We start from the raw sequence: 17,458 nt of genomic DNA, 5'->3' as shown, positions 1-17,458 counted from the left end.
GCACTATTCCTCCGGCTCCGTGGTGAACAGCAGGGGATAGCCCTTCGTGCGGCCGGCATCCGTTGCGCGGGTAGCCTTGGTCTCGGCGACGTCCTTGGTGAACACCGCGACGACGCAGGCGCCGAGCTTGTGGGCGGTGATCATCACCTTGTAGGCCTGATCCTCGGTCATGCGGAATTCGGCCTTGAGGATCATCGTGACGAACTCGCGGGGCGTAAAGTCGTCGTTGATCAGGATGACCTTGTGCAGCTTCGGCCGCTCGACCTTGGTCTTCGTCCTGGTTTTCGGTTTGGCAACGGTATCGTTCATTCCGCCTCCCGGATATGGCGGGCTCCGGTTCCTGCCGGCGCGCTCAGCGCGCGGCCTTCTCACCATATTGCAGGACCTGCACCTTCTCCAAGGTGATCAGGCCGCTCGACATCATGCCATCCAGGATGGGCAGGAATGCATTGATGGTGTCCTCGCTGTCGACGATCTCGATCAGCAGCGGCAGGTCTTCCGAGAGCCGCAGAATCTTCGAAGTGTGCAGCCGGCTCGACTTGCCGAAGCCCATCGGGCCGCGCAGCACGGTGGCGCCGGCCAGATGCCGCTCGCGCGCCGTCATCACGATCGCTTCATAGAGCGGCTTGCCGTCGAAATGGTCGCTCTCGCCAATGAAGATCCGGAGCGAAACTGCCTGATTGGGGATTTGCATGGTGTCAGCTCCTTCGCAAGCGGTTGGTGCCGCTGGCCATCATATGGCCTGCCCATACCGACACCAGCCAGCAAATGACGGACGCCGCGATATAGGCGAGCGCCGTGTATTTCATGCCGCCGTGGAACAGGCGGAAGGTCTCGAGGCTGAAGGTTGAAAAGGTCGTGTAGCCGCCGCAGAACCCGGTCATGACGAACTGCCGGTGCTCGGGCCGCGCCAGCAGGCGGCCGTCGGGCCCGGTCAGCGTCGCGTAGAAGCCGATGATCAGCGAGCCCGTGGCGTTGATGAACAGCGTCGCGACGGGGAAGCCGGGGCCGGTGTCGAGCGCAAGCCCGACCAGATAGCGCGTCAGCCCGCCGACCATGCTGCCGGCGGCAATCCAGGCATAGAGCGTCGCGGTGCGCCAGCGATCGGCAGAGGAGGGGGACTTCATCTGCCGCTAGCCTCCCAGAGTGTCCGCGAGGAGGAAGCCGCAACTGACGGCCGCGAGGCAGAGCACGACCGAGACCGCGACATTTCCGAGCGCGTGCATCGCCTCGCCGTTGCGCGCCAGCGTCAGCGTTTGCAGGCTGAACGAGGACACCGTGGTGTAGCAGCCAAGAAAGCCGGTGACCGCGAACAGCCATGGATCGGGCGCGGCGAAGACCGAGCCCGGATGGGTCGCCAATGCGCCAAAAATGCCGATCAGAAAGGCGCCGGTGACGTTGATGGTCACGGTGCCCCACGGAAACGTCTCGCCCAGCCGCCGGGCGATCACGCCGGAGATAAAATAGCGCGCGCAGCCGCCCAGCACGCTGCCGATCATGATCGCAAGCACTCCGCTCAGCACGGCGAACAGCCCCCCGTCATCGTTTCTCCTCCATTGCCAGCCCGTTGCCGACGGCGAACAGCCCTGTGAGCGCGACGAGGGCGAAGCCGAGCCCCGCCAGGAACGTGCCGGCCGGACCATAGGCATCCCACAGTGCGCCGGCGATCACGCTTGCGGCCAGCATGGCAAGGCCGGTGAACAGGTTGAAATAGCCGAACGCGGTGCCGCGCAAGCCCGGTGGCGCTGCGTCGGCGACGAGGGCCGAGAGCAGGCCTTGCGTCAATCCCATATGCAGTCCCCACAGCACGACGCCGAGGGCGAGGCCCCCAAGGTTCGGCAGCAGCGCGAGCGCGAGATCGGCGCCGGCGAGGAAGACGAGGCCAAGCGCGAGCAGGCCGGTGCGGTTGATCCGGTCCGAGAGTGCGCCGGCCGGATAGGCCGACAACGCATAGACGATGTTCATCAGCACCAGCACGGCCGGCACCCACATCGCATTGAGCCCGATGTTCTGTGCGCGCAGGATCAGGAAGGCCTCGCTGAAGCGCGCCAGCGTGAACACGACGCCGACCGCGACCACGCGCCAGTACACGGACCCGAGCTGGCGCATCGCGGCGGTATTCAGCGGATTCCTTGACGGCTCTCGGCTTGGGTCCGGCTCCGGCTCGCTCACCGCGAACGCGATCAGTCCGAACGACAGGAAGCCCGGCAGCACGGCCACCCAGAACACCATCGTAAAATTGTCCGCCGTCCACCACATCAGCCCGATCGCCATGAGCGGCCCGACGAACGCACCGATCGTATCGAGCGACTGACGCAGGCCGAAGCTCGCGCCGCGCAAACCGATAGGTGCGATATCGGCGATCAGTGCATCGCGCGGCGCGCCGCGAATGCCCTTGCCGACGCGGTCGATGAAGCGCGCGGCAACCAGCCATCCGACGCTTGGGGCAAGCGGGAATAGCGGTTTTGTCAGCGCGGCGAGCCCGTAGCCGAGCGCGGCGAGAAATTTGCGCCGGCCGAGCCAGTCGGACAACGCGCCGGAGAAGATCTTCGTGATCGAGGCGGTCGCCTCCGCAATGCCCTCGATGAAGCCGACGGTGAGCGTGGAGGCGCCGAGCACGGTGACAAGATAGACCGGCAGCAGTGCGTGGATCATCTCGGAAGAGACGTCCATCAGCATCGAGACGAAACCGAGCACCCAGATTCCCCTGGGCAGCCCCGCACGCGCAGCATTCGGTGTTGTCGTCGTCACGTCCAGGACTTCTCCTCGGCCTCTGCTTGACCTCTGCTCGACCTCTCCTTGGCCTTCGCACCAGGCAACAAAAAACCCGCCAGCGGCGGGTTTGTCCATGCTCCCGCCGAAGACAGAGGCCTGAAAATTGCCCCTCCTCAAGCAGGAGTCACCAGCCCACTACGGTCACAGGCAGCCGGGCGGTTGTCGGGGGACTCCATCCCCATCTGTGTCGTCAGCCTAGCATGGAAATGGCGCCGGACAAGTGGGCGGGGTGCTCTGTCCCGTGGCCCGTTCTTCCGGGAGCGCACGATCGCGCAGTCCGCGGCGCGAGCGCGGCAACATGGCGGCAGCTTTGCGTGATGCTTCGCAATCCCCGACCCGCAAGTCCTAACGCGCAAATCCCTAACTGGAATGTGAAGCGCAAGCGATCTTCGGACTTTGCGGCAAGGCGATTGCATGTCACCATCGCGTCATACGACGGGAGGCTGCGATGCGCTTGCTGTTCTCGATCGGGGCTGTGCTGGTGACCGGCATGTTTGCCGGAGGGGACGTCGCGGGCATCGCGGCACCAGGACCCAAATTCGAGTCGCCTAAAATTCAGCCGCAGCGGCAAGCAGCCGACAGGGACGCACAGACGGTCGATGTCGAGCTGATCCTCGCTGTCGACGTCTCCTACTCCATGGACATGGACGAGCTCGCAATCCAGCGTGAAGGCTATGCGCAGGCGATCCAGTCGAAGGAATTCCTGCAGGCGCTGAAGCTGGGTCCGAACGGCCGCATCGCGGTGACTTATTTCGAATGGGCCGCCTCGACCGACCAGAAGATCATCATTCCCTGGCGCCTGATCGACGGACCGGAGACCGCCGATGCCGTCGCCGCCGAAATCCTGAAGACGCCAATCCGGCGCGCCTCGCGCACCTCGATCTCCGGCGCGATCAGTTTCGCGATGCCGCTGTTCGACGAGGATCCCTATCGGGGCTTGCGTCGTGTGATCGACATTTCCGGTGACGGTCCCAACAACAATGGAACTCCGGTCGCGATTGCGCGCGACGCAGCGATCGAGAAGGGCATCGTGATCAACGGCCTGCCGATCATGGTCAAGGAGCCGTCCTATTCGACCATGGATATCGACAATCTCGATTTCTACTATGAGGATTGCGTCATCGGCGGCCCCGGTTCCTTCGTCATCACGATCAAGGACCGCGACAAGTTCAAGGAAGCCATCCGCACCAAGCTCTTGATGGAGGTTGCGGGCCGTATGCCGGAGCGCCCGGTGATGCGGGTTGCGGAGAAGGACAAGGAGCCGCGTGTGAACTGCATGATCGGCGAGAAGATCTGGTCGGACCGCTGGGGTCGCTAGATGCGCCACCTCCGATCACGACATTTGTTGGCTTCGTCCCGCGGTTGAATTTAACCGTTCGTTAATCGGTGGGTGGCCCTAATCCAATTGTTTCCGTCAATGACCTGATATTGCTGGCCGGCGCGCAGACGAAGGCGGGTTTGTCAGACTGGTCCGCCGAGCAACCAATGGCCATCGTCACGCAGAGCACCAGCCAGATTTCTCCTGCCAGCGAGCGGGTCTATCACCAGAGCAACCTGCTCGGTGAATGGAAGGGCAATTGGGCGGGAAACAATCAGGCCGTCGGCTTCAAGGTCGTGAACATCCGCGGCGCCCGCGCGCAGGTGGAATACACCCATAACGGGCACACCGAACGTGGTTTTGGCAAGGTCGACGGTGCAACCATCAGCTTCGGTTCGGTCACGATCGGGACCAAGAACGGCAAGAATGCGGCGCTCGTGTTCTCCGCCGGCGGCGGTCAGGCCAGTGCATCACTTGAAAAACAGGCGCCGCCCGCCTCCGAAAGCCGTCTCATCGGAAGCTGGGGTGGCTATTCGGCCGACAACAACAAGAGCGCGAGCTTCCGGGTCGTCTCCATCACCGGCAACGAGGCGCTGGTCACGACCACCATCGACGGCGTCACCCGGCAGGGCACCGGCATCGTCTACAAGAACGTGGTCATGTTCGGACAAACGCAGATATCGACGGACGACGGAAAGAACGGCAAGGTCATCTTCCAGGTTGGAAACAAATCTTTCCAGGTAGGGGTGACGAAATTACCGCCGTCCGACACGTCGTCCTCGGTGGACAAGACGGCGTAGCCGATCACGGCTGCTGCTCGCTGGACCGCGTCAGCGCCTTCAATTGCCGGTCGATCTGACGCAAGACGTCGCAGGCGGGCGTCAAAGCGCCATTGCCGATCATTTGCGGCGGCCAACTTACGTTGCGGCGCGAGCGAGGCAAGGATGGCGGCGCCAGGCGTGGCTGTAGCATCGGCATGACCATATGCCGCAGCCACGCGCCGGAATGAGGAAGATCAGATCCGCGCCTCCAGAATCAGATTGAAGGGCGTTTCAGCAGCGCGGCGGAAGCGCGTCAGTCCGCCCTCTCGCGCGACGTTGCGCAGCCTTGCCTCGCCCGCTTGGGCGCCCAGTCCGAGGCCCACCTCCTGGTCGAGCGAGGCCGGCGTGCAGATCATGGTCGATGCCGCATAATAGACCCGCCCGACCGGGTTGAGATTGTCCTCGAGGCGGTCGCCTGCGAACGGCTCGACCAGCATGCAGGTGCCGTCCTTTGCCATGGTCTCGCGCACGTGGCCGATGGCGCCGACGGGATCGCCCATGTCGTGCAGGCAATCGAAGAAGCAGACGAGATCATAGCCCTCGGCCGGATAGGTCTTGGCGGAATGAACAGCGAAGCTGACCCGGTCGCCCAATCCGGCCTCGGTGGCCGCCTTTCGCGCGGCCTCGATCGAACCCTCGTGATAGTCGAAGCCGTAGAAGCGGGAGTTCGGGAAGGCTTCCGCCATCAGCCGTGTCGAGACGCCGTGCCCGCAGCCGACATCGGCGACCTTGGCGCCGCGCTTCAGCTTGTCCACGACGCCATCGAGCGCGGGCAGCCATTCCTGCACCAGATGGTGCATGTACCCGGTGCGGAAGAAGCGGGCGGTGCCGCAGAACAGGCATTCGCTGCGCCGGTTCCAGCCGACGCCCTTGCCGGATTTGAATGCGTCCGAGACCTTCGGCTCGTCGAGAAACGCCGAGGCAATGACATTGCCGAACGCGCCGAGGAACACCGGACTGTCCTCATCGGCAAGCGCCATCGCCTGCTCCGGCAGCATCGAGAATTTTGCCGAAGCGGAATCGTATTCGATGTAGCCGGACGCCGCCTGGCTTGCGAGCCATTCGCGGACGTAGCGCTCCGCCGTCCCGGTGGCGTTTGCGAGCTCGGACGAGTTCATCGGTCCCTTGGCGGCAAGGGTACGGTAGAGACCGAGCTTGTCCCCGAGCAGGACCAGCGACGCATTCATCGCCGCACCGAATTCGGTGACCATCTTGCCCATAAAGGCATTCAACCTGTCGGAATTGACCTCCATGACAGCCTCCGTGCTGACGCGCCCCCTTAGGTGGGTCAATCCGGCATGCGGGAAGTTCAAACTGGCAGGAAAACGTGATCCCGGAACTCAAGGGAAGACTGGTGTCGCTATGCTGGCATTCATGATGTCTGGTGGGTATAATTCGCAAGCTTTTCGACGGTTATTTGGATGTCCAGGCTTACACGCTCTTGCGGTCTCGCGGTTTTTCTTGCCCTGCTCTGCCTCGGCGAAGCGCCGGCTCATGCGCAAGGCGCACCCCTGCAATATTGGATCCCCGGCGGACCTTTCGGCTTCGGCGGCGTCGCCGGCCAGAGCGCCGACAGCTACGGCAATTTCCCGAGCTTCAATGGCGGCGACGCAAGCGGCCGCAGCAATTTTGCGAACGGCTTCTTTGTCGTCAGCCAGCATGGCAATCTCAACTGGAGCGGCCTCAGCCCGGCCGGACTGAGCGGCAATTTCAGCGCGCTCTCCTACGACAGCACGCAGTTCGGCTACAACACCAAGACGGCGGGCGGCATGCCTGTCACGTTCTTTGCCGGTTTCGACACCCTGAAATACGGCAACGGCATCGGCAGCTCGCTTGCGCCGCTCACCTCCAGCGCCTCGCCCGGCTACGGCGCATTTGCGGGTGTCGAGTTCAAGCCGACCTCCAACCTCAGCCTGTCGTTCGGGGCCGGGTTCACCCAGCAGGATTCGGGCCGCATGGATAGCGATCTCAGATCGAACATGCTGCCTGGCGAGTCGCCGGCGTTGAGTGGCCTTCGGCGCTAACTAGTCTAGCGCGTGAACTTCGCAACGAGCTCGACATGCGGCGTGTGGCGGAACTGATCCACCGGCACGACTACGTCGATGTTGTAGCCGCCATCGATCAGCAGCCGCGCGTCGCGGGCAAATGTCCCGACGTTGCAGGAGACCGCGACCACCACAGGCACCTTGCTGGCGGCGAGCTTCAGCGCCTGTGCCTGCGCGCCCTGGCGCGGGGGATCGAACACCACTGCATCGAAATCGCGCAGCTCCTGCGGCACCAGAGGGCGGCGGAACAGGTCGCGCGGCTCGCACCTGATCGGCTTGAGGCCGGGCGTGCGCGCGGCTTTCGCAAGGGTTGCGACCGCACCGGCATCGTTGTCGTAGGCCGTGACGCGCGCCTTCTCTGCAAGCCGCAGAGCGAATGGCCCGACGCCGCAGAAGAGATCGAGCACCTCCTTGGCCTTGCCGATGCGCTCCGCGACGAGCGCGGCCAGCGTCTCTTCGCCAGCAACGGTTGCCTGCAGGAACGAGCCCGGCGGCAGAGTCACTTCAGCACGGCCCATCTTCACGGTCGGCGCCAGGCGTTGCAGCACCAGTTCGCCATGCCGTGTCAGCCGCGCCAGACGGTGCTGCTCGGCGACGCGCGACAGCGCCGTCACGAGCGGGGTTGGCAGCGGGCCGGAGCCGCGCACGTCGACGTCGAGACCGTTGGCGGTTGCGGTGACCTGGATGTCCAGCGGTTTCGTTACTGACATTCTGGACGTCAGCAGTTCGGCGAGCGCCCAACCGGCATCGAGTGCACCCTCGAGCCCGGGATCGAGGATCGGGCAGCGATCGATCGGGATGACGTCGTGCGAGCTGGCAGCCGAGAAGCCGACCTTGAGGATGTCATGGGTGACGAACCGGCCGTGCAACGTGATGCGCCTGCGCCCCGCACCGTGGGCATCGACCAGCGACGCCACCTCGCAGTCGATGCCGGCCTGGGCCAGGGTCTCGACCACGATGCCGCGCTTCCAGGCGTGATACGGTTCAGTCGCCCAGTGCTGGATCGCGCAGCCGCCGCAGACGCCGAAATGCGGACAGAACGGCGCGACGCGCTCGGGGCTGGCGACATCCACCGCCAGCAGCTTGCGGCGGTCGGGATGGTTGCCGACGACATGATCGACCTCAACGGTCTCGCCGCCGAGCGTGTAGGGCACATATATGGCGTCGCCGGCGTGGAGCGAGACGCCGTCGCCGCGATGGCCGACGTGATCGATCGTCACGCGCTCAACCACGGCGCGCGCCCAGGAAGAATTCGATGTTGCCGTCGCCGCCGGTGATCGCCGACGGGAACACCTCGATATCGGTGCAGCCTAGCGAGGCAGCAAAGGCTGCGATGTCCTCGCAGATCTCGCGGTGCACGGCGGCGTCGCGGACGATGCCCTTCTTGTTGTGCTTCCGCTCCGCCTCGAATTGCGGCTTGATCAGCGCCAGCAGGCTCATCGGCGCGGCGGCCAGCGACAGCGCCACGGGCAGCACCGTCTTGAGCGAGATGAAGCTGACGTCGATCACGACGACATCGGGCCGCGCCGGCAAACGCTTGCCGTCATAGGCGCGGATGTCGGTCTCTTCCATCGACACGATCTTGGAGTGCCTGCGCAGCGAGGGATGCAATTGGCTGGTGCCGACATCGACGGCAAAGACCAGACTCGCGCCGTTCGCCAGCAGCACCTCGGTGAATCCGCCGGTGGACGCGCCGACGTCGAGGCAGACATGGTCCTCGATCTCGATCGGGTAGCGCTCCAGCGCGCCGGCGAGCTTGACGCCGCCGCGGGAGACGTAGGGGTGCGCGGGCTCGGCCTGGATCACGGCGTCCTCGGCGATGGTCTCCGACGGCTTTGCGACCTGCTTGTCGTCGGCGGTGACGAGCCCGGCCTCGATCGCCGCGCGCGCCCGCGCCCGGCTCTCGAACAGGCCGCGCTCGACCAGCAGAACATCCGCGCGCTTGCGGGCAGGGGACATCATCTCTCCAAAGACGCCTGAGGCGCTTATGTAGCGATCAATCGCGCGGCCGCCATCCGGACGCAAGGCTCAAACGCGGCCAGATCGTGCCAGACGTCGATCGGCATCTGCGCCGGCGTCACCAGCGGGCAGCCATGCAGCTCCAGCGCGTGGATCATCATGAGATTGTCGACGAGGCCAAAATCCTCGACCGTCAGCCCCTGCGCGTCGACCAGCCGTCCCTCCTCGGACGTCACGTCCATGAAGCGACCGACACGATCGGCATAGGCGGCGCCGTCATTGGAATAGGCGAGGCAGAACTTGTGACGGCCGGCCATATAGCCGAGCTCGTAGACGGTGCCGGGATCGGCGCCGGCGCCGCGGAACGGCGTGAGGTTGGCGATGATCGCATCGGCGGCGTCCATCATCGCCTCGTTGCCGCAAAAGATCTGCCGCGAGGCGTCGGGAGCGGCGAGGTCGATCTCGTTGTCGAGCGGATAGAGGCCGGTGAGGCCGTTTGCGGCACAGATGGCACCCTTCTGCCGGCCGATCTCGACCGCATCTGGCAGGAACACGTCGGGGCCTGCCAGATAGATTTTCATCAGAGCTGCTTCGCGGAAGGTCGAAGCTCGCTTTTAGGCGAGCTTGACCGTCTCGGCCTTAACATCCTTGCCGAGCGCCTCGAACACCTTGGCGACGATGCCCTTGGCATCGAGACCGGCACGACCGTACATCGCCGCCGGGGTATCGTGGTCCTGGAACACGTCGGGCAGCACCATGGTGCGGAACCGCACCAGGCCGCTGTCGAGTGCGCCCTGATCGGTCAGGTATTGCGCGACATGCGAGCCGAAACCGCCGACCGAGCCTTCCTCGATCGTGATCAGGATCTCGTGGTCGCGCGCGAGCTTGAGCACCAGCTCGGTGTCCAGCGGCTTCATGAAGCGCGCATCCGCGATCGTGGTCGAAAGGCCGTGGGCTGCGAGCTCGTCGGCGGCCTTCTCGCATTCGGCGAGGCGCGTGCCGAAGGAGAGCAGGGCGATCTTGCTGCCCTGGCGGACGATGCGGCCCTTGCCGATCTCGAGCGGAATGCCGATTTCGGGCATCTCGATGCCGCGGCCTTCACCGCGCGGATAGCGCAGCGAGCTCGGACGATCGTTGATCGCGACCTGGGTCGCGACCATGTGCACCAGCTCGGCTTCGTCGGCCGCGGCCATGATGACCATGTTCGGCAAACAGCCGAGATAGGCGTTGTCGAACGAACCGGCATGGGTGGCGCCGTCGGCGCCGACGAGGCCGGCGCGGTCGATGGCGAAGCGCACCGGCAGGCTCTGGATCGCGACGTCATGCACGATCTGGTCGTAGCCGCGCTGCAGGAAGGTCGAGTAGATCGCGCAGAACGGCTTGTAGCCTTCGGTGGCGAGACCGGCGGCGAACGTCACTGCGTGCTGCTCGGCGATGCCGACGTCGAAGGTGCGGTCCGGGAACGCCTTGTTGAAGATGTCGACGCCGGTGCCGGAGGGCATCGCCGCGGTGATGGCGACGATCTTGTCGTCCTTCTCCGCTTCCTTGACGAGGCTCTGGCCGAACACGTTCTGATAGGCCGGCGCGTTCGGCTTGGACTTGGCCTGGGTGCCGGTCGCGACGTCGAACTTGACCACCGCGTGGTACTTGTCGGCGGAGGCTTCCGCAGGGCCGTAGCCCTTGCCCTTCTGCGTCACGACGTGAACCAGGATCGGGCCGGTCTCCATGTCGCGCACGTTCTTCAGCACGGGCAGGAGATGGTCGAGGTTGTGGCCGTCGATCGGACCCACGTAATAGAAGCCGAGCTCCTCGAACAGCGTGCCGCCGTCCATCATGAAGCCGCGGGAATATTCCTCGACGCGGTTGGCGCGGTTGGCGAGGATCTTGGGCAGGCGCTGGTTGATCTGCTTGGCCACATCGCGCAGCGTGCGATAGGTCTTGCCCGAGTAGAGCCGCGACAGATAGGCGCTCATCGCGCCGACCGGCGGCGCGATCGACATGTCGTTGTCGTTGAGGACGACGATCAGGCGCGAGTTCATCGCGCCCGCATTGTTCATGGCCTCGTAGGCCATGCCCGCCGACATCGCGCCGTCACCGATCACGGCGATAACGTTGTTCTTGCCGCCGGAGAGGTCGCGCGCGACCGCCATGCCGAGGCCGGCGGAGATCGAGGTCGAGGAATGCGCGGCGCCGAACGGATCGTAATCGCTTTCGCTGCGCTTGGTGAAGCCGGAGAGGCCGCCGCCGGTGCGCAGCGTGCGGATGCGATCGCGCCGGCCGGTGAGGATCTTGTGCGGATAGGCCTGGTGGCCGACGTCCCAGATCAGCCGGTCGCGCGGGGTGTCGAAGACGTAATGGATCGCAGTGGTGAGTTCGACCACGCCGAGGCCCGCGCCGAAGTGACCGCCGGTCACCGAGACGGCATCGATGGTCTCCTGACGCAGCTCATCGGCGACCTGGCGAACCTGCTCGATCTTGAGCTTGCGCAGGTCGTCCGGCGTCCGGATGGTGTCGAGAAGCGGCGTTTTACTGTATGCGTTCACGGCGATTTCCAATTTGTCAGCGCCGGAAGGTCATTCCGGTGCGCGATGGGTTTGCACAATATCGGCGCAGCGCGAGTCCTTAAACCGTCGGAGCCACCTGCATGGGGCAAAGCCCCGTCTTCAAGCTTAGGTGAGCTTAAGTGCTCTCCGGTTCAGTCTCTGTGATCCCTGTCACTTAGATCGGCTTCGTCCATCCAGCCAATTCATCAGCAGTTTGAAGCGCTTGTCGTTGGTAATCAGTGCCCACGCAAGGCTTACAAAAAGCCACACTCCGCGCAGCTTTACACCAAAGCTTGGGCCAAAGCCAACCCGCTCCGCCGATTACGGCCATGCACCTGCAACCCGCGGGCCAGAGTGGTTAATCCTGGCGTCAACGGAAGGGTTCCAAGCTTGGCCGGTTCCTCGGCAAGGTTTTTGGCGCGGGCAAGCTATTTTTGGACGGATTCAGGAGGGCGAGGGCCCGTGAGGGAGGTTCCGTGACCTTCAGAGCGCCGGTTCCCTGGGATCAGGCAGCAGCGACGCCCGACGACGGCGTGCGATCATGAGAATTACCGGTTCCCGCTGCGTGAGAGAGGCGGCTTTGAAGGCGCCCCTTACTGGACGTCGAGCGGCGCGGTGCCGGTGGCCTGGCCGCTGGCATCGGTGGTGATCTTGTCGACGCGCGCCTCGGCCTGGCGCAGCAACTCCTCGCAGCGACGCTTCAGGGCCTCGCCGCGCTCGTAGATCGTCACGGATTCCTCAAGCGGCACCTTGCCGTCCTCGAGCCGCTTCACGATGGTTTCGAGCTCCTCGATGGCGCGTTCGAAGGTCAGCCTGGAGATGTCGATTTGGGTATTTTCGGCCATATAAGTTTCCGATTGCCCGATTCGCTTCACGTCGGAGAAAGCAAAGTTTTGCGGGCGCAATGTGGCGGGGTGCGTCAGGCGCCCATCAGGGCGCCGACATGCGCCGTAACAGATTCTTTCAATCCTTGCAGGTCGTAGCCGCCCTCAAGCACAGAAACAACGCGTCCCCCGGCGGTCTTGTCGGCGAGGTCCATCAGCTTGCGCGTGACCCAGGCATAATCCTCCGCGCGCAAATTCAGTGACGCCAGCGGATCGCGATAATGCGCGTCGAAGCCTGCAGAGATGACGAGCAGCTCCGGGCTGAATTTTTCGAGCTGCGGCAGGATCAGATTCTCGAACGCGATGCGGAATTCCGGCCCGCCGTCCTCGGAGGCGAGCGGCGCGTTGACGATGGTGTCGTGGTCGCCGCGCTCGCTCTTGGCACCGGTGCCCGGAAACAGCGGCATCTGGTGCGTCGAGCAGTACATCACGGTCGGGTCCGACCAGAAGATGTCCTGCGTGCCGTTGCCGTGATGCACGTCGAAATCGACGATGGCTGCGCGCTTGATGCCGTATTTGCGCTGCGCGTGGCGCGCGGCGATGGCGACGTTGTCGAAGAAGCAGAAGCCCATCGGCTTGCCGATCTCGGCGTGGTGGCCGGGCGGGCGCACCGCGACGAAAGCGTTGCGATGCTCGCCCGCCATCACCGCTTCGGTCGCCGCGACCGCGCCGCCGACGCCGCGCATCACCGCTTCCCACGTGCCAGGCGACATCGAGGTGTCGCCATCGACATAGACCTGTCCGCTGGTCGGCGCGATGTGGCGCAGCTCCGTCACGTAGTGCTCGTTGTGGCAGAGCGTGACGAGGTCGAGATCGCCCTCCGGCGCCTGGTCGCGTACCAGGAACTGGAAGCGCTCATGCGACAGCGCCTCCTCCACCGCGCGCAGGCGGTCCGGCCTTTCAGGGTGTCCAGGCGGCGTGACGTGGTCGAGGCAGGCCTTGTGGGAGAGGAGAAGCGTACTCATCAGTCGGCCTCATGGGATGCGGGCTCTCGACGTCGCTTGGCGCATCCGGCGCCAAAACGCAAATGCAAAACCCAATCTATGCGTTCCCCCGGGAATGGCAAAGGGTGGTCCCGGACCGGCCCGTTTGACCCGGATCAATTCACGCGCAGGATGCGGCTCAGCGGCAGCGGCCCGATCGGTCCGTGCGCCCTGAAGAACGCGAACAGCGCGTCGGCGTCGTAGCCGCCATATTGCGGCCCCGTGCCTTGTTTGGCGACGGTAAAGCCGTCGCCACCGACTGCGAGGTAATCGTTGAGGGTGACGCGGTAGCCGCTTCCGGCTTCGATCGGCCTGCCATTGAGCGTCATTTTCTCGTTGATCACGCGCTCGCCGTATGGCTTCGCCGCATCCCAGGCATAACTGAACCCGTTCGAGACCTGGAGAATCCGCGGCCGCTTCGGGTCGAGCCATTGCTGCTCCAGCATGTCCTTGAGCTGGCTGCCCGTGACCGTCATGGTGACGAGCCGGTTGCGGAACGGCTGGCTGGCGAAAACGTCGCCGAAGGTGATCGCGCCGTTCTCCTTTGGAACGATGTCAGTGCGGATGCCGCCGGGATTGGTGAGCGCGATGACGGCGCCGCCGTCCTTGGCGTCCCTGGTCGCGGCGAGCTGCGCGTCCGCAATGACGTCGCCGAGCGCGCTTTCGCCGGCTTCGTTCGGCACGCGTGACAGCGTCTGTGTCACCGATCCAGCCGGGCGATTGGCGATCGGCGCCGAAAGCTTGTCGTAGGCATCGATCAATGCGGTCTGCTCGGGATCCCTGGGCAGCGAGGCATTGGCGACGATGACGTTCTCGGCTCTGGCGCTGACGATGTCGCGGGTTGCCGGATCGAGCTTGAGGTCGATCGCGGTGACCAGCGTACCGTATTTGTCGCCGCTGGTGACGAGGCGCCCGTCAATATCGCAGACATAAGCACGATGAGTGTGGCCGCTGACGACGACGTCGACGGCGCGATCGAATTTCTTCACGATGTCGACGATTGGCCCGGTGATGGCAGGGCATTCATTGTAGTCGCCGGCCGGCTCGCCGCCCTGGTGGATCAGCACCACGATCGCCTCGACCCCACGCGTCTTCAGCTGCGGCACCAGCGCGTTCACCGTCTCGGCTTCGTCGCGGAATTCGAGGCCCGTGATGCCCGATGGCGAGACGATGCCCGCGGTGTCCTTCAAGGTCAGCCCGATGAAGGCGATGGGGATGCCTTCGAACTCCCTGATCTCGTAAGGCGGCAGCACGCTCTTGCCCGTCGCCGTCTCGATGGTGGACGCCGCGAGATAGCGGAATTTGGCGCCCGTGAAGGGATGCGGCCCCTGGCAGCCGTCGACGGGATGACAGCCCCCGTTCTGCATCCGCAACAGCTCGGTCTTGCCCTCGTCGAATTCGTGATTCCCGACCGAACTGATCGCGAGCCCCATCATCGAGAGCGACTCGATCGAAGGCTCGTCGTGGAACATCGCCGACAGGAACGGGCTTGCGCCGATCAGGTCGCCGGCGGCGACGAAGATCGTGTTCTTGTGTCCTTCGCGCAGCTGCTTCACCAGCGTCGCCATGTATTCGGCACCGCCGGCCGCCACCATCACCTTCCTGGACTTGTCCTCGGGATCGCTGATCCGGATGCCGCCCGGCGGCGGGCGCAGATTGCCGTGGAAATCGTTGATCGCGAGGATGCGCAGCTCGACGGGTGCGGCGGTTTGGGCGGACGCGGGCGGCACGGCGAGCGCGAGCGCGAAGATAGTCAGGCGGAGAACATGTCGCATGGAACCAGACTAGTCGTTCCGCACGAAGATTTCACGAAAGTTATCGCGGCATTCCGGGGCGAGGCGCCGGGCGGCACCCTACTTTTTCTTCTTCCTGTTCGCAAACGCGTTGAAGGCGGCGGTGGCTTCTTCCGACTTCAGCCGCTCACCGAACAAATGGGCCTCCTGATCGATGCGGCGGGTGAGCTCCTCGGATGCCACGCGCAGCAGTTTGCGTGAGGTCGCGACCGCTTCGGCGGGGAGCCGGCAGATATCGCGCGCCACCTTGCGCGCCTCGACCTCGGTATGACCCGGCGAGACCACGGTGTTGACGAAGCCGGCGGCATGCGCTTCCGCGGCCGTAAAAGTCCGCCCCATCACCAGCATGGCGAAGGCGCGCTGATAGCCCATCGTGTTCGGCATCAAGAGGCTGGACGCGCCGACCGGCACGAGCCCGAGATGGATGTAGGGCGCGGAGAACGTCGCCGCGTTCGAGGCCAGCACATAGTCGCAATGGAACAGCATCACGGTGCCCATGCCGATCGACGCGCCGTCCACGGCCGCGATCACCGGCTTGGCGTTGAGGGCGAGCGAATAGAGAAACTTGGCACCGTCGGACAGCGTCTCGGGGCGCGACGTGTCGGCGTGCATGAAATCGTCGATGTCGTCACCGGCGGTGAACACGCCGGAGCCCCCGGTGATGATCATGCAGCGGATATCGGGATTGTTCTGCGCGGTGTCGATCGCGCGGCTCATCTCCCGATACATGTCCTGCGTGATCGCGTTCTTCTTGCTCGGGCGACGCAGGGTGATAACGCGCGTTCCGCGCTCTTCGGTGACGACGATATTGCCATTCGGCATGAGGGGCCCCTGCGGTCACCGCGATACTGACATTGGCTAGACTCGCGAAACGTCAGCCTACATCATCTTGCAGGCGTGCCAATGCGCTCGCGCGACCTTTTGGAGAGCGAATCCGCGTGAGAGGGGCGCATCACGCTCCCCGCCGTGCTGCGCGTTGCAACAATCAGCTACCTTTTTCATTTGAAAAACCCCTTGGTTGTGGTGCACGATCGCCTCGCGCCGTTCCATTTGGCGGATTGCCCGATTGATGAGTACCGCCACTCGTGTTGACGAATCCTCGCTGCACTATCGCGGCTGGCGCGTCGTGCTGGCCTGCTTCCTGATGGCTTTCTTCATGTTCGGCTTCGGCCTCTACGGCCAGGGCGTCTATCTCGCCGAACTGCAGCGCGCCCATGGCTGGCCGGGCACGCTGGTCTCCGCGGCCAGCACCTTCTCCTTTCTCCTGACTGCGGTCCTCGTCATCTTCACCGACGATCTGCTCGCCCGCATCGGGCTGCGGTCGCTGATCCTGTGCGGCCTGTCGGCGCTCGGCGCTTCGACGGTGCTGCTGGCGCTGCTGCAGACGCCTTGGCAGCTCTATCTCGCTTACGCGCTGATGTCGGTCGGCTGGACCGGCATGGGCACGGTGGTGATCGCGACCGTGCTGAACTCCTGGTTCGAACGGCGCCGCGGGCTCGCGCTCAGTCTCGCCTACAACGGCGCGACCTGCGGCGGCATCGTCCTCGTGCCGCTGCTGCTGTCGCTGAGCGCCAGCATCGGCTTCCGTTCCGCGATGCTGGCGGCCACGCTCGCGATGGTGGTGCTGGTGCTGCCGGTGGTGGTCATCTTCACCGGCTGGCGAACCGAAATGCCGCCGACATCGGGTGGGGATTCATCCGCTGGCGGCACCGCCGTGCCTGCGGTTCACTCGCGCAAGACGCTGCTCGCCAATCCGGCGTTCTGGACCATGGTGCTGCCGATCGCGGTCGCGCTGCTGGCGCAGATGGGATTCATCATCCACCAGGTGACGTTCCTCGAACCGCTGATCGGCCGCGCCAGTGCGGGCCTTGCCGTCACCATCATGGCGGCGATGGCTGTGGTCGGGCGGCTGTCGCTCGGCCTGTTCGTCGACCGGCTCGATCCGCGGCTCGCCTGCGCGGCATCGATGACGAGCCAGGCGGCGGCTCTGTTCGTGCTTCTGCAAAGCACGAACCCGACCGTGCTGCTCGTGTGCTGCGCCGTCTACGGTTTCTCGATCGGCAACATGATCACGTTCCCGCCCTTGATCATCCAGCGCGAGATCGGCGCGAGCGCCTTCGCCGCCGCGATGGGACTGGGCACGTCGATCAGCGGCATTGTCAGCGCCTTCGGCCCCGGCATCGTCGGCCTCGTGCGCAGCGTCACCGGCAACTACACGAGCGCGTTTGCGATGTGCGTGGTGCTAGATCTGGTGGCGGCGGGCGTGGTGCTGTGGCGGCCGGGGAGACGCACGAAGCTCGCGGCTTCGTAGCCCGGATGGAGCGCAGCGCAATCCGG

Annotated in this window: 18 protein-coding genes and 1 riboswitch; of the genes, 4 read left to right on the top strand and 14 right to left on the bottom strand. The window is 64.7% G+C overall.

What is annotated here, in order from left to right; genetic code table 11:
- Window positions 1-3: 3 nt before the first annotated feature.
- The 5 genes from clpS to AC0L3C_RS15530 are packed head-to-tail and all read right to left on the bottom strand — an operon-like array spanning window position 4 to window position 2,751.
- Window positions 4-309, bottom strand: coding sequence for an ATP-dependent Clp protease adapter ClpS (clpS, locus tag AC0L3C_RS15550; protein ID WP_007594672.1), 306 nt, complete (start codon window positions 307-309; stop codon window positions 4-6).
- Window positions 310-352: 43 nt separating this feature from the next.
- Window positions 353-694 (bottom strand): DUF190 domain-containing protein, encoded by a 342-nt coding sequence (locus tag AC0L3C_RS15545; protein ID WP_473408399.1) that lies wholly within the window; start codon window positions 692-694, stop codon window positions 353-355.
- A 4-nt stretch (window positions 695-698) separates the two neighbouring features.
- Window positions 699-1,127: a fluoride efflux transporter CrcB gene (gene crcB, locus AC0L3C_RS15540; protein ID WP_473408398.1), complete on the bottom strand. Its 429-nt coding sequence runs from the start codon at window positions 1,125-1,127 to the stop codon at window positions 699-701.
- A gap of 6 nt (window positions 1,128-1,133) precedes the next feature.
- Entirely contained in the window at window positions 1,134-1,532 is a 399-nt protein-coding gene (crcB, locus tag AC0L3C_RS15535; protein ID WP_473265207.1) for a fluoride efflux transporter CrcB, read from the bottom strand.
- Between the two features lie 7 nt (window positions 1,533-1,539).
- Window positions 1,540-2,751 (bottom strand): MFS transporter, encoded by a 1,212-nt coding sequence (locus tag AC0L3C_RS15530; RefSeq protein WP_473408397.1) that lies wholly within the window; start codon window positions 2,749-2,751, stop codon window positions 1,540-1,542.
- 135 nt (window positions 2,752-2,886) lie between these two features.
- Window positions 2,887-2,964, bottom strand: a riboswitch (Fluoride riboswitch).
- A 259-nt stretch (window positions 2,965-3,223) separates the two neighbouring features.
- Between AC0L3C_RS15530 and AC0L3C_RS15525 the strand changes: the two genes are divergently transcribed.
- Both AC0L3C_RS15525 and AC0L3C_RS15520 read left to right on the top strand, forming a co-directional pair.
- Window positions 3,224-4,093, top strand: coding sequence for a DUF1194 domain-containing protein (locus AC0L3C_RS15525; RefSeq protein ID WP_473265184.1), 870 nt, complete (start codon window positions 3,224-3,226; stop codon window positions 4,091-4,093).
- 167 nt (window positions 4,094-4,260) lie between these two features.
- The gene (locus tag AC0L3C_RS15520) at window positions 4,261-4,893 is read left to right on the top strand and encodes a hypothetical protein (RefSeq protein ID WP_473265208.1); all 633 of its coding nucleotides are present in this window, start codon (window positions 4,261-4,263) and stop codon (window positions 4,891-4,893) included.
- Window positions 4,894-5,108: 215 nt separating this feature from the next.
- On the opposite strand, the gene AC0L3C_RS15515 is transcribed toward AC0L3C_RS15520, so the two are convergent.
- A complete protein-coding gene (locus AC0L3C_RS15515) occupies window positions 5,109-6,167 on the bottom strand; it encodes a class I SAM-dependent methyltransferase (protein WP_473265186.1) in 1,059 nt (352 codons plus the stop codon).
- A 168-nt stretch (window positions 6,168-6,335) separates the two neighbouring features.
- On the opposite strand from AC0L3C_RS15515, the gene AC0L3C_RS15510 reads away from it, so the two are divergent.
- The gene (locus AC0L3C_RS15510) at window positions 6,336-6,938 is read left to right on the top strand and encodes a hypothetical protein (protein ID WP_473408396.1); all 603 of its coding nucleotides are present in this window, start codon (window positions 6,336-6,338) and stop codon (window positions 6,936-6,938) included.
- Between the two features lie 5 nt (window positions 6,939-6,943).
- Here the strand turns inward: AC0L3C_RS15510 and AC0L3C_RS15505 are convergent, their stop codons facing one another.
- The 8 genes from AC0L3C_RS15505 to AC0L3C_RS15470 all read right to left on the bottom strand — a co-directional run bounded on the left by AC0L3C_RS15505 (window position 6,944) and on the right by AC0L3C_RS15470 (window position 15,943).
- Window positions 6,944-8,191 carry a class I SAM-dependent RNA methyltransferase gene (locus AC0L3C_RS15505; RefSeq protein ID WP_473408395.1) on the bottom strand — a complete coding sequence of 416 codons (1,248 nt, stop codon included), beginning with the start codon at window positions 8,189-8,191 and terminating at the stop codon, window positions 6,944-6,946.
- Window positions 8,184-8,918, bottom strand: coding sequence for a TlyA family RNA methyltransferase (locus AC0L3C_RS15500; RefSeq protein WP_473265189.1), 735 nt, complete (start codon window positions 8,916-8,918; stop codon window positions 8,184-8,186). Before AC0L3C_RS15500 ends, AC0L3C_RS15505 begins: the two co-directional genes overlap by 8 nt.
- Window positions 8,919-8,944: 26 nt before the next feature.
- Window positions 8,945-9,499: a nucleoside 2-deoxyribosyltransferase gene (locus AC0L3C_RS15495; protein ID WP_473408394.1), complete on the bottom strand. Its 555-nt coding sequence runs from the start codon at window positions 9,497-9,499 to the stop codon at window positions 8,945-8,947.
- Between the two features lie 33 nt (window positions 9,500-9,532).
- The gene (dxs, locus tag AC0L3C_RS15490) at window positions 9,533-11,461 is read right to left on the bottom strand and encodes a 1-deoxy-D-xylulose-5-phosphate synthase (protein ID WP_473265191.1); all 1,929 of its coding nucleotides are present in this window, start codon (window positions 11,459-11,461) and stop codon (window positions 9,533-9,535) included.
- A gap of 593 nt (window positions 11,462-12,054) precedes the next feature.
- Window positions 12,055-12,306 carry an exodeoxyribonuclease VII small subunit gene (locus tag AC0L3C_RS15485; RefSeq protein WP_007594646.1) on the bottom strand — a complete coding sequence of 84 codons (252 nt, stop codon included), beginning with the start codon at window positions 12,304-12,306 and terminating at the stop codon, window positions 12,055-12,057.
- 74 nt (window positions 12,307-12,380) lie between these two features.
- Window positions 12,381-13,310: a histone deacetylase family protein gene (locus AC0L3C_RS15480; RefSeq protein ID WP_473281404.1), complete on the bottom strand. Its 930-nt coding sequence runs from the start codon at window positions 13,308-13,310 to the stop codon at window positions 12,381-12,383.
- A gap of 134 nt (window positions 13,311-13,444) precedes the next feature.
- The gene (locus AC0L3C_RS15475; RefSeq protein ID WP_473265193.1) at window positions 13,445-15,103 is read right to left on the bottom strand and encodes a bifunctional metallophosphatase/5'-nucleotidase; all 1,659 of its coding nucleotides are present in this window, start codon (window positions 15,101-15,103) and stop codon (window positions 13,445-13,447) included.
- Window positions 15,104-15,181: 78 nt separating this feature from the next.
- The gene (locus AC0L3C_RS15470) at window positions 15,182-15,943 is read right to left on the bottom strand and encodes an enoyl-CoA hydratase-related protein (protein ID WP_473265194.1); all 762 of its coding nucleotides are present in this window, start codon (window positions 15,941-15,943) and stop codon (window positions 15,182-15,184) included.
- A gap of 247 nt (window positions 15,944-16,190) precedes the next feature.
- Between AC0L3C_RS15470 and AC0L3C_RS15465 the strand changes: the two genes are divergently transcribed.
- Entirely contained in the window at window positions 16,191-17,432 is a 1,242-nt protein-coding gene (locus tag AC0L3C_RS15465; RefSeq protein WP_473265195.1) for an MFS transporter, read from the top strand.
- The last annotated feature ends 26 nt before the right edge of the window (window positions 17,433-17,458 follow it).

The organism is Bradyrhizobium sp. WSM4872 (genome assembly GCF_055811715.1).
This window is presented reverse-complemented; position numbering and strand designations above follow the sequence as displayed.